This window comes from Brenneria populi, assembly GCF_036016195.1.
Lineage (GTDB): Bacteria > Pseudomonadota > Gammaproteobacteria > Enterobacterales > Enterobacteriaceae > Brenneria > Brenneria populi.
Genome location: NZ_JAYWTM010000001.1, coordinates 783,296 through 796,166, shown reverse-complemented (window position 1 = coordinate 796,166; position 12,871 = coordinate 783,296). Strand labels below are relative to the sequence as shown.

Genomic DNA, 12,871 nt, shown 5'->3' with positions numbered 1-12,871 from the left:
ATCTATGGAATAGGGTGCAGCATAAAAGCTGAAATGTATCCAATCAGTTGTGGTTGTGGTAGGACGCCGTATCAAGATAGAGCATACCTTGATGAGCAGCGAACGCCTGTTTTTAGTTATGTAATTTTGCAAAGCTACATCAATCTTCTGACGTGAATTTAACTTTGCCTCAACATAAAATCATAATACGCTTATTTTATTCCAATTCAATATTCGCCCTATTCTGTGTTGCGCCGCGTTTCGTCCGTCCATCATCATGCAAAAAAGCGCTAAGTCAAGCGGGCGCGCCGCGCCTATTTATCCTGCATCGACCCCCAATTCCGCCCCGATACGGGCGTTAATCTTACCCCTAAAAATCATTATTAAGATTTAATATTCAAGATTGTTATTATTTCTACAGGAAACTAATGGTGGGGTTTTTTATTATAATAATCTATCAGTTATGATTTGTTTTATCGTTTTACTGCGGATACGGTATGTTTTTCTTCTCTTATGACGTTGTTTTTTTGTTCATATTGTTCTATCCCGTTACATAGTTGGTTGTATTTATACATTGAACGCTGATGCTTTAAAACGACGGATACCACGGGGGGACTTCATGAGCCGAGCGCCAATAGGTAAAGATGAAGCTAATCGCCTTGCTGCTCTTCATGAGTACGGCATTAAAAATGTGTTGTTTGATTCCGGTCTTAACAACCTGATTAATCTGGCGGCGAACATTTTTAATGTACCTATTGTTTTGGTCTCTCTGTTGGAGTCAGAACGGCAGCTGTTTGCCGCGGGAGTTGGCCTGTCGGTAAAGGAGACGCCGATAGAAATGGCTTTTTGTTCGCATGCGATTCAGGGAACGGGGATCCTGGTTGTTCCCGATGCGAGTAAAGATCCGCATTTTAAAGACAATCCGCTGGTTACGGGAGGGCCTTGCCTGCGCTTTTATGCGGGCATTCCGCTACGCACGCCTTCCGGCTACGCTATCGGCGCGCTATGCATTATCGATATCAGGCCGCGGCCCGCTCTCAGCGCCAGAGATGAACACAACTTGCAGGATCTGGCCGCGCTGGTGATGGAGCGGCTGGAAATGCGGCGGCTTAATCTGGCGCGTAAGGCGGGGCAGCGGCGTTTTGAAGATATTGCTCAAACCTCTTCCGATATCGCTATCTGCCTTAATGAAAAGGGCGCCATTACTTTTTGGAATGACGCCGCGCAAAGGATGCTTGAATACGCCGATGGCGAAATTCTCGGCCGCAGCATCGATACCATCATTCCTGATTTTTCCATCGCTCGGCTGAAGCCGCTGTCCACGGATAGGATCGCGTTGGCCAAAAGCGCCATGCTGGAGCTGAACGTGCGCACCAAAAGCGGCGCTTCGCTTCTCGTCGAACTCTATCTGTGTATGTGGAAAGAGAAGAACCAGGTACATTACGGCGCCGTCTTGCATGACGTCGCCGAGCGGCGGCGCAACGAAGAACGACTATTTTTGCTGGCGCACCGGGATCCGCTGACCGGGCTGGCGAATCGCACCTTATTGACGTCAAACCTGGCGCGGATGCTGAAAACCGAATCGACGCTTTGTCTTATGCTGCTCGACCTGGATAATTTTAAGGATGTCAACGATGGACTGGGACACGCCAGCGGCGATGATATTCTGGTCAACGTGGCGAAGAAAATCATGGCGAACGTGCGTCCCGACGTTTTGGTGGCGCGTATGGGAGGCGATGAATTCGCTCTGTTATTTCCCGGGTTGAGCAATCGGGACGTGGCCGCCAACATTGCCGAGCAGCTTATCTATGCCATATCGCAGAAGATGGCGGCGAAGACGCGCCAGATTACCGTCAGCGCCAGCATCGGGATGGCGTTTAGCCCGGGAAACGGCGTCACCGTTCAGGCGCTGTTGACCAACGCGGATTTGGCGCTGCATCAGGCCAAGGTGGAAGGGCGTAATTGCCATCGTTTCTTTACGCGCGCCCTGCGGGAAAATTTTCAGGCCAAGCAGGCGTTCCAGTCGGAGTTCGCCCAGGCCTATGAAAAACATGAGTTTGAGGTGTTTTACCAACCGCTTGTCAGTTTGGCGAATAACAAAATAGTGGGGGCGGAAGCGTTGCTGCGCTGGCGTCATCCCGATAAAGGCTTGCTTGGACCGGATGCGTTTCTCACCGCGCTGGAGTGCGGCCCCTGGGCCGAACGCGTCGGCGACTGGGTTCTGAAAACCGCCTGTAAACAGGCCGCCGCCTGGTGTGAGGCCGGCGTCGAAAATTTTCGTATCAGCATCAACCTGTTCAGCGCCCAGTTCCGCTCGGGCACGCTGGCGCAAAAAGTTGCCGATATTTTGCGCGAAACCGGGCTGCGGCCCGGTTCGCTGGAGTTGGAGATTACGGAAAATATCATCCTGCGTCAGGATGAAAACATGCTGCAACCGCTGTATGAGCTGCGAAAGGCGGGGATCGGCATCGCGTTTGACGACTACGGAACCGGCTATGCCTCCCTCAGCGTGTTAAAAAACTATCCGGTCACGCGCCTCAAAATCGATCAAACGTTTGTGCGCACCATGTGTGAATCGTCGACGGATGCGGCCATTGTCTGGGCGATACTCTATCTTGGCAAAAGTTTTGGCCTCGGGGTGATCGCCGAAGGCGTCGAAACGCAGGCGTTGTGCGAGCTGCTGAAAAGCCGCGGTTGCGACGAGGCTCAGGGGTATTTCTTCGGTCATCCGATGCCGGCGAAGGAGTTCACCCGGCTGCTGACGTTAAATGACTCCCTGGTCGAGTAATCGCCGCTCTGTTTTGAACGCGGCGCCGCCGCAATCCGTGCCGGCAGTTAAAAGTGGAATATGGATCGCATTTTTTCTATAGTGGCGAGCCTGTCGTCTGAGCTGCGGAATGTTCTGTGCACGAAATATTTGAGATGCTATTGGCGGTGTTCGACCGCGCGGCGCTGATGCTGATCTGTCTGTTTTTCCTCACCAGGACGCGTCAGTTTCGTCAGTTGCTGCAAAAGGAGCAGCACTCGGTCAGAGAGCGCATTATGGTCACGGCCATTTTTTCACTGTTCGCGCTGTTCGGCACCTACTCAGGCATCAACGTCGAAGGCTCTCTGGTCAATGTGCGCGTGATTGCGGTGATGTCGGGCGGCATCTTGTTTGGCCCGTGGGTCGGCATCGCCACCGGCGCGATCGCCGGGATTCACCGTTATTTAATCGATATCGGCGGCATTAGCTCCGTTCCCTGTCTGATTACCAGCGTGATTGCCGGCGTCATGGCCGGTTACATTAATCTGAAGGTCAAAAAAGAGCAGCAGTGGAGCGTGGGGATTCTGGGCGGCATGCTGTGTGAATCGCTCACGATGCTGCTGGTGGTGGCCTGGGCGAAGCCGATCGAATTAGGGCTCGATATCGTTTCCAAAATTGCCACGCCGATGATTCTGGGCACGGTGTGCATCGGGCTGATAGTTTTACTGGTGCAAAGCGTCGCCAATGAAAAGGAAGTGATCGCCGCCAGGCAGGCTAAGCTGGCGCTGGATATCGCCCACAAAACGTTGCCCTATTTTCGTAATATCAACAGCGATTCCCTGACGACCATCTGCAATATCATCCGCACGGAAATTAATGCGGATGCGGTGGCGATTACCAATACGCGACGTATTCTAGCCTATGTCGGCGTTGGCGAAGAGAAATACAATGTCGGGCACGATATTATTAGCCCCATGACGCAGAAGGCGATCAATGACGGCAAAATCATTATTAAAAATAATGATGAACAGCACCTGACGCCGCAGATTCACTCCATGATCGTAATTCCTTTATGGGAGCACGGGCAGGTGACCGGCACGCTAAAGATCTACTATTGTCACGCGCATAAAATTACCTATTCGCTTCGGGTGATGGCCGTGGGGCTATCACAGATTATGTCAACGCAGATTGAGGTTTCGCGCACGGAACAGCTGCGCGATATGGCCAACAAGGCGGAGTTGCGGGCGTTGCAGAGCAAAATTAATCCTCATTTTCTGTTTAATGCGCTGAATGCCATCTCTTCCTCGATTCGTATTAATCCGGATACCGCCCGCCAACTGGTGATCAATTTGTCGCGCTACCTGCGCTATAACCTTGAGCTTAACGACGATTCGCTGATTGATATAAAGAAAGAGCTCTATCAAATCCGCGACTATATCGCTATTGAGCAGGCGCGTTTCGGCGCCAAATTAACCGTTATCTACGATATTGATGACGACCTTTCTTATAGAATTCCCAGTTTGCTGATTCAGCCGCTGGTGGAGAACGCCATCGTTCATGGCATTCAACCCTGTAGAGGCAAAGGCACGGTGGTGGTATCGGTGAAAGATTTGGGCGACAAATTACTGGTCGCCGTGAAAGACACCGGACACGGGATCGGTCAGGAAACCATCGATCGGGTGGCGAGAAACGAAGTGCCGGGCAATAAGATCGGCCTGCTGAATGTTCATCACCGGGTGCGTTTATTATATGGCGAAGGGCTACACATCCGGCGGCTGGAGCCGGGCACGGAGATCTACTTCTATATTCCCCGGCACAGTAAACAGCCGACGACTTCGCAAGCGGAGGGTTCGCCGGATAAATTGAGCGCTGGAATCATGCAGTCAGGAGAAGGGCAGTGAAAGCGATAATTGTTGAGGATGAATTCCTGGCTCAGCAAGAGTTGAGCTACCTTATCAAGGCGCACAGCAATATCAGTATTGAGGCGACCTTCGACGACGGACTTGATGTATTAAAATATCTGCAACATAACGAAGTCGACGCCATCTTTCTCGATATCAATATCCCATCGCTGGATGGGGTTTGCCTGGCGCAAAATATCAGTAAATTCGCCCATAAGCCTTATATCATTTTTATTACCGCGTATAAGGAGCATGCGGTCGAAGCTTTTGAAGTCGAGGCCTTCGACTATATCCTCAAGCCTTATCACGAGTCGCGTATCGTGACGATGCTGAATAAGCTGGAAGCGCTCTGGCGGCAGAGACAGTCGCTGCCGGTCGCCGAGCCGGGAAACGGCGCCGGCGCGCAGCGCAACACGCAGCAAACCATCAATCTGGTGAAGGACGAGCGCATTATCGTAACGGATATTAACAATATCTATTACGCGGCGGCGCAGGAGAAAGTCACCCTGGTATATACTCGGCGCGAGGAGTTCGTCATGCCGATGAATATCACCGAATTCTGCAACCGTTTGCCGGAGGAGTATTTCTTCCGCTGTCACCGTTCTTACTGCGTAAACCTGACCAAAATCCGCGAAATTGTTCCCTGGTTCAACAATACCTATATCCTGCGTCTTAACGATCTGGACTTCGAGGTGCCGGTGAGCCGCAGCAAGATAAAAGAGTTTAGGTCGTTGATGCGTCTTTAGCGGCATTTCATTCCGCATTTCAGGCATCTCATTCCCTATTTAAACAACCACTGTCAGCCCGCTTGTATACTGGCTTCAGCCCATAGGCTGACGGTGTTTGCGGCGATATATTTCCCATCGCGTCAGCTTATATTTTTAGCCAGACTTCTGACGCAGGGGAAAACCCATGAAGGCGAAATCAGCAAATCGAAGTTTAATTGTTTTAGGCACCATCATTACGCAAATGGGGCTGGGTACGATTTATACCTGGAGCCTATTCAATCAGCCTCTGGTTGATAAGTTCGGCTGGTCGCTGAGCTCCGTGTCCACCACGTTTTCCATTACCAGTTTCAGTCTGGCCGTGGCGACGCTGTTTGCCGGCAAATTGCAGGAGCGTATCGGTATTCGCCGTTTGACTTTGTTCGCCGGCATCGCGTTGGGGTTGGGCCTGATGGCCAGCGCCGGCGCGTCATCGCTGACGCTGGTCTATCTTCTGATGGGCGTGGTGGTCGGTTTCGCCGATGGCACCGCATATATCACCACGCTGTCCAACCTGATTAAGTGGTTTCCCGAGCGTAAAGGCTTAATCGCCGGCGTTTCCGTCGGCGCCTTTGGTACGGGCAGTCTGTTATTCAAGTATGTTAATCATTTTCTGATCGCTGAGGTCGGCGTTTCGGCGGCGTTCTTCTACTGGGGCGTTATCGTGATGGCGATGATCCTCGCCGGCAGCGCGCTGCTGAAGGAGCCCGATGCGAGCGCGGCAGCGCGTATGCCGTCCGCGCAGGGGCGCGTTTACGACTTTTCACTGCGGGAGATGCTGGCGACGAAAGAGTCGTACCTGTTGTTTGTCATCTTTTTTACCGCCTGCATGAGCGGTCTGTATCTGATCGGCGTGGTAAAAGATATCGGCGTTCAGATGGCCGGCATGAGTATGGAGACGGCGGCCAACGCGGTTTCTGCGATCGCGGTATTCAATACGCTGGGACGCATTGTTCTTGGCGCCATGTCGGACAATATCGGCCGCCTGCGCGTAATATCCTTTACCCTGCTGGTGACCACGGTCGCGGTGTCCGTTATGACTTTCCTGCCGCTCAATCCGCTCCTGTTCTTTGTCTGCGTGAGCGCGATCGCCTTCTGCTTCGGCGGCAACATTACCGTATTCCCGGCAATCGTGGGCGACTTCTTCGGCCTGAAAAATCACAGTAAAAACTATGGCGTGATTTATCAGGGATTCGGCATCGGCGCGTTGTCCGGTTCGTTTATCGCCACGCAATTGGGCGGTTTCCAGGCGACCTTTATGGCGATCGTCATTATGTCGGCGGCGTCACTGCTGATCGCCCTGTGGATAAAACCGCCGAAACAGCCGCGCGCCTGCTCTGTAAATAGCGCGAACGCCGCAATGGCTCATGCGCAAAGCTGATGGGCGAACGTCTCCCGTCATCGCCGTCCCGCCGTTGTCAATCAGCTTGATGCAAACGGGGGCGTTATCGCTCCCGTTTGTTGTTTGCCCCGCCGCTTTCTGTGATGGATTTGTTATCAATCGCCGTCGCCGACCTGCCGGTATAATCGGCATTTCTCCTTATAAAATGTAAAGTTATGTTGATTTGGTAACTGAAAAGTTAAGAATGCTTGAAAATGTCATCGCAACCCATACGATGTAAGCGTTGCAAACTTTTATTTTTCTGCGAGAGGAAATCAAACTTCTATGATGCGTATTGCGCTTTTCCTGATCACCAACCTGGCGGTGATGTTGGTTTTCGGGCTGATTCTCAGCCTGACGGGAATTCAATCCAGCAGTGTCCAGGGGTTAATGATAATGGCTGGGCTGTTTGGCTTCGGCGGCGCGTTTGTTTCGCTGTTGATGTCTAAATGGATGGCATTACGATCTGTCGGTGGTGAAGTGATCGAGCAGCCACGCAATGAAACCGAACGTTGGCTGCTGGAAACCGTCCGTTCGCAGTCTCAGCAGGTCGGCATCGTCATGCCTCAGGTGGCGATCTACCATGCGCCGGATATCAACGCATTCGCCACGGGCGCCCGTCGTGACGCCTCGCTGGTTGCGGTCAGTACCGGGCTGCTGCAAAACATGAGCCGCGATGAGGCGGAAGCGGTTATCGCGCACGAAATCAGCCACGTCGCCAATGGCGATATGGTGACCATGACGCTGATTCAGGGCATCGTGAACACCTTTGTCATCTTTATTTCCCGTATTCTTGCCCAGCTTGCTTCCGGTTTCCTGTCCGGCAATCGCGACGAGGGCGAAAGCAGCAATGGCAACCCGATGATCTATTTCGCCGTTGCGACGGTGCTGGAACTGGTGTTCGGTATTCTTGCCAGCATCATTACCATGTGGTTCTCGCGCTATCGCGAGTTCCATGCGGACGCCGGGTCGGCGAAACTGGTCGGGCGCGAAAAAATGATTGCGGCTTTGCAGCGCTTGAAGACCAGCTATGAACCGCAGGAAGAGGGCAGCATTATGGCTTTCTGCATCAATGGTAAATCCAAGTCGTTCAGCGAATTGTTTATGTCGCATCCGCCGCTGGACAAACGAATCGAAGCGCTGCGCTCCGGCGCCTACCTGAAATAACCGAATTGGCTATCGCCCCTCAAAGGCCCGTTACGGGCCTTTGTCGTATTTGTCGTATGCAACCATGCCGAATGCGTCTCTTCTCCTGCTTAAATATTGCCATAATCAAAATCTTCCCTTTATACTAAAACCACTGTTCTATTTTTTTAAAACAAGAAAAATCAAGTAGGGTAACTAGAAAAATGGCGATTGCAGATTTAGATAAACAGCCTGATTCCGTGTCATCCGTGCTAAAAGTTTTCGGTATTCTGCAGGCATTGGGCGAAGAGCGCGAAATCGGCATTACCGAACTGTCTCAGCGCGTGCTGATGTCTAAAAGTACCGTTTATCGATTCTTGCAGACGATGAAATCGTTGGGCTATGTGGCGCAGGAAGGGGAATCGGAAAAGTATTCGCTGACGTTGAAACTGTTTGAACTCGGCGCCAAAGCGCTGCAAAACGTCGATTTAATCCGCAGCGCCGATATTCAAATGCGGGAGCTTTCCGCTCTTACGCGGGAAACCATTCACCTTGGCGCGTTGGATGAAGACAGCATTGTCTATATCCATAAAATCGACTCGATGTACAACCTGCGCATGTATTCCCGTATCGGCCGCCGTAATCCGCTATACAGTACCGCCATCGGTAAGGTGCTGTTGGCCTGGCGCGATCGCCAGGAGGTGAACGAAATCTTTGAAAACATCGAGTTCACCCGCAGTACGCCGCATACGCTCTGCGGGCTTGACGCGCTGATGGCCCAACTGGATATCGTGCGTGCGCAGGGCTACGGCGAAGATAACGAAGAACAGGAAGAAGGGCTGCGCTGCATCGCCGTTCCTGTTTTCGACCGCTTCGGGGTCGTTATCGCGGGCCTAAGCATTTCATTTCCGACCATCCGTTTTTCCGAGGCAAACAAGCTCGAATACGTCGGTATATTACATACCGCCGCCAGAAACATCTCGGAACAGATGGGCTATCACGACTACCCGTTCTGAGCAGGGACTTTGACACGCCTGTTGCGGCCTTTTATCGCGGGCTTGTTCCCGTCTCTCTCCTGGCCGTCGCCGGCGGCGTTGAAGATCGCTCCCGGCGGCGGTTTGCGCGCCTGGATGCGTCGGGTACGGCTGGGGTTGTCGAACTTACCCAGAGCTTGGTGCTAAGATGGATTCTCGTAAGTTGTCGTTTGGCAGATTGTTATGAACGGAATAGGTGTGGATACATTAGAAATTGTTTTCGCCGCATTGGTCGCGCTGCTGATATTGCTGGTTTGGTTTTTTATCAACCGGGCGAGCGTCAGGGCCAATGAGCAAATTAAACTGTTGCGCGAGATAGTTGAACAGCAGCAACAGCAGTTGGAACTCTTGAAAAGGCTGGCGCCGAAACCAACCCCGCAGGGCGCCGACAAGTCGCCGGGGCAAGACGACGTCGCGCTTGATTTGAAGAACATTATCCCGGAGCGCTAGTCTCCGCCGGCGGTAAGGCAATAGGCTCATGCCGGCGGCGCGCTGCGCCAGGCGTATTTGCCCAAAGGATATCAGGTCGTTCTCGGCCACAGGTTTCCCTGCTGCGGTAGCGTAAGTGCAGACTATCCCATGTGTTGGCCTCCGGCGGGATAGCTGCACTTTGCGGCTGACGAGCGCAATCATTCCACTTTCGCGGTCTCTAAATTACCCGTTTTCGCGTTCTCCATCGCCGCGCTGGCCAGTATTTTAAAGTCTTCCGTTGAGTGAGTGGCGCCGGTCACCCCGTCGACGTCCGCAATATCTTGTTTCGCCACCAGGCTTTCGGCCAGTTTTGCCGTATAAATTTCCGGCGACGTGCCCGCCGCGGCGGTCATGCTTTTTCCATATGCCTGATCCGAGGTTTTCAGGCGCCCGTCTTTTTCGCTGGTGTAGTCGAATTTTACCGCGGTGATCTTCCCATCCTTGTAAATCAGCTCCAGGAAAGGTTTCCAGCCATGATCATCAAATTTGGCGCTCTCGGCCTTATAAGTGCCATCTTTAATTGCATCGTTGGCGGCAAAGACGGTAACGGCGAAAAATCCCGTCAGCATGATAGACAACAACTTAGTTTTCATACGTGATTTCCTTAAAAAGGATTGGCAACGATATCTAGGGATAACGGTCGTGTTAATAAGCGAATCATCGGCAGGGAACGATCGGTAGATTAGCGCGGCGTCCGCCTAAATAAAGCGGGCTATTTAACAGATTTAAATCATTGCCACACTTTTCATGTGGCAATCGGGCTCTATTCTTAAAGATTTAGCCGAAACAACCGATAGAGCTATAACGTCGAGCAATCTAGGTCGTTGTCATGTATAAAAAAATAGCTCTTACGCTGCTTATCCCACTCTTCCTGACGGGCTGTCTTGAAGAAACGCCCCCTGAAAACGTGATGAACAGTAAAATTATTCTGAGATCCGGTATCGACGACGTGGGGGGATTTACCGTTAAGCAGGTTATCGAGTCGATCCACTATTTGGAGAAGCACGGCGATACCAACGTAAGGTGCAGAGGTTGGGAAAAAAGCCATAACCGATATACCTACATTTATACCTATGAAAGCGGCGGGATCAGACATACCGTTGTCAGCGATTTCTACCCTCAGGGCGATTACACGATTTTCCGCAATGCGCAGAATCCTTCATTTTTGGCCGCCAGACAGGACTTGATGGGGTATGCGTCCGTATACGCGCGGATAGCGATGAACGCGGATCAAGAAAGTAAACTCAACTAAATATCCGCTTTCCGCAGCGCGGTTTGTGGCGCGTCATACCGGGAGAATCAATGACTTTCGCGCGTTGATTACCTTGTCCGCTTTGCTTTAACGCCGGCATTATACGGTGTATTATTGCCGGGACGTTATCCATGTCACGCAGGCTGCATGCTTGATTTTATGTCTCGCCATGTGTACATATTCCGCAGAGTAGAGAGGAATAGCATGGGTAATAAATTGAATTTAAATGAAAAAATATTTTGTATGTGATCTTTCGTGCGGGTCACCACTGCAAATAAGGGAATTATAATGCCTGTTATTACTCTTCCTGATGGAAGTCAGCGTCATTACGACCACGCCGTTTCCCCCCTTGATGTAGCTCTCGATATCGGACCAGGACTGGCAAAAGCCTGCATCGCCGGACGTGTGAATGGCGAGCTGGTGGATGCCGGCGACAAGATTGAAAACGATGCCCAATTAGCCATCATCACCGCTAAAGATGAAGCCGGCCTGGAGATTATCCGTCACTCTTGCGCGCACCTGCTGGGGCATGCGATTAAGCAGTTATGGCCTGATACCAAAATGGCCATCGGCCCGGTGATTGACAACGGTTTTTATTATGATGTCGATCTCGATCGGACCCTGACCCAGGAAGATGTCGATTTGCTTGAAAAGCGCATGCATGAGCTTGCCGGCAAAGATTATGACGTCATTAAGAAAAAAGTCAGCTGGCAGGAAGCGCGTGACGTTTTCTCCGCGCGCGGCGAAACCTATAAAATAGCCATTCTCGACGAAAATATCAGTCATGACGATCGCCCAGGCTTGTATCATCATGAAGAATATATCGATATGTGCCGCGGTCCGCACGTGCCGAATATGCGCTTCTGTCATCATTTCAAGCTGCAGAAAACCTCAGGCGCCTACTGGCGCGGCGACAGTAAAAATAAAATGTTGCAGCGTATCTACGGCACCGCATGGGCGGATAAAAAGCAGCTTAACGCCTATCTGCAGCGTATCGAAGAGGCGGCCAAGCGCGATCACCGCAAGATCGGTAAACAGCTCGATTTGTACCATATGCAGGAAGAAGCGCCGGGCATGGTGTTCTGGCACAACGACGGCTGGACCATTTTCCGCGAGCTGGAAGCCTTCGTACGCATGAAGTTAAAAGCGTACCAGTATCAGGAAGTGAAAGGCCCGTTCATGATGGACCGGGTGCTGTGGGAAAAAACCGGACACTGGGATAACTACAAAGACGCGATGTTCACCACCTCGTCGGAAAACCGCGAGTATTGCATCAAGCCGATGAACTGTCCGGGGCACGTACAGATTTTCAATCAGGGATTGAAATCCTACCGCGATCTGCCGCTGCGTATGGCGGAGTTCGGCAGCTGCCACCGCAACGAACCTTCGGGCTCGCTGCACGGCCTGATGCGCGTGCGCGGCTTCACGCAGGACGATGCGCATATCTTCTGTACTGAAGAGCAGGTTCGCGATGAGGTCAATAGCTGCATCAAGATGGTGTACGATATGTACGGCACCTTCGGCTTTGAAAAGATCGCGGTAAAACTCTCCACGCGTCCGGAAAAACGCATCGGCAGCGATGAAACCTGGGATCGCGCCGAGGAAGATTTGGCCGCCGCCTTGACGGAGAACGGTATTCAATTTGAATATCAGCCGGGCGAAGGGGCGTTTTACGGTCCCAAGATTGAATTTACTTTGCATGATTGTTTGGATCGCGCCTGGCAGTGTGGTACGGTGCAGCTCGACTTTTCATTACCGGGTCGTCTGAACGCCTCTTATGTCGGCGAAAGCAACGAACGTCAGGTGCCGGTAATGATTCACCGGGCCATTTTGGGATCGATGGAGCGTTTCATCGGTATCCTTACCGAAGAGTTCGCCGGTTTCTTCCCAACCTGGCTAGCCCCGGTACAAGCGGTGGTTATGAATATCACCGATAGCCAGTCTGATTATGTCAGCGAATTGACCAAAAAATTGCAAGAAGCGGGCATTCGCGTAAAAGCAGACTTGAGAAATGAGAAGATAGGCTTTAAAATCCGCGAGCACACTTTACGGCGTGTTCCCTATATGCTGGTCTGCGGCGATAAAGAGGTCGAGGCGGGAAAAGTTGCCGTCCGCACCCGCCAGGGCAAAGATTTGGGAAGCATAGACGTCAATGAAGTCATCAGTAAGCTGCAGCAAGAGATTCGCAGCCGTAGTCTTCATCAATTGGAGGAATAAG

10 protein-coding genes are annotated in these 12,871 nt (G+C 51.9%); 9 read left to right on the top strand and 1 reads right to left on the bottom strand.

What is annotated here, in order from left to right:
• Positions 1-598 precede the first annotated feature (598 nt).
• The 7 genes from VSX58_RS03585 (at position 599) to VSX58_RS03555 (ending at position 9,380) form a co-directional block, all read left to right on the top strand.
• Positions 599-2,767, top strand: coding sequence for a sensor domain-containing phosphodiesterase (locus tag VSX58_RS03585; RefSeq protein ID WP_327616846.1), 2,169 nt, complete (start codon positions 599-601; stop codon positions 2,765-2,767).
• A gap of 116 nt (positions 2,768-2,883) precedes the next feature.
• On the top strand, positions 2,884-4,626 hold the full coding sequence (locus VSX58_RS03580; protein ID WP_327616845.1) for a sensor histidine kinase: 1,743 nt from the start codon (positions 2,884-2,886) through the stop codon (positions 4,624-4,626).
• Complete coding sequence (locus VSX58_RS03575; RefSeq protein WP_327616844.1) at positions 4,623-5,372, top strand: LytR/AlgR family response regulator transcription factor; 750 nt, start codon at positions 4,623-4,625, stop codon at positions 5,370-5,372. Before VSX58_RS03580 ends, VSX58_RS03575 begins: the two co-directional genes overlap by 4 nt.
• Positions 5,373-5,538: 166 nt before the next feature.
• Positions 5,539-6,771 (top strand): L-lactate MFS transporter, encoded by a 1,233-nt coding sequence (locus tag VSX58_RS03570; RefSeq protein WP_327616842.1) that lies wholly within the window; start codon positions 5,539-5,541, stop codon positions 6,769-6,771.
• Positions 6,772-7,056: 285 nt separating this feature from the next.
• Entirely contained in the window at positions 7,057-7,938 is an 882-nt protein-coding gene (gene htpX / locus VSX58_RS03565) for a protease HtpX (RefSeq protein ID WP_327615990.1), read from the top strand.
• Positions 7,939-8,120: 182 nt separating this feature from the next.
• Entirely contained in the window at positions 8,121-8,912 is a 792-nt protein-coding gene (kdgR, locus tag VSX58_RS03560) for a DNA-binding transcriptional regulator KdgR (RefSeq protein WP_327616841.1), read from the top strand.
• A 201-nt stretch (positions 8,913-9,113) separates the two neighbouring features.
• Complete coding sequence (locus VSX58_RS03555) at positions 9,114-9,380, top strand: YebO family protein (protein ID WP_327616840.1); 267 nt, start codon at positions 9,114-9,116, stop codon at positions 9,378-9,380.
• Between the two features lie 179 nt (positions 9,381-9,559).
• On the opposite strand, the gene VSX58_RS03550 is transcribed toward VSX58_RS03555, so the two are convergent.
• The gene (locus tag VSX58_RS03550; protein ID WP_327616839.1) at positions 9,560-9,994 is read right to left on the bottom strand and encodes an FMN-binding protein; all 435 of its coding nucleotides are present in this window, start codon (positions 9,992-9,994) and stop codon (positions 9,560-9,562) included.
• Positions 9,995-10,230: 236 nt separating this feature from the next.
• Between VSX58_RS03550 and VSX58_RS03545 the strand changes: the two genes are divergently transcribed.
• Positions 10,231-10,653, top strand: coding sequence for a hypothetical protein (locus VSX58_RS03545; RefSeq protein WP_327616838.1), 423 nt, complete (start codon positions 10,231-10,233; stop codon positions 10,651-10,653).
• Positions 10,654-10,941: 288 nt separating this feature from the next.
• A complete protein-coding gene (gene thrS, locus VSX58_RS03540; RefSeq protein ID WP_327616837.1) occupies positions 10,942-12,870 on the top strand; it encodes a threonine--tRNA ligase in 1,929 nt (642 codons plus the stop codon).
• Position 12,871: the final 1 nt, after the last annotated feature.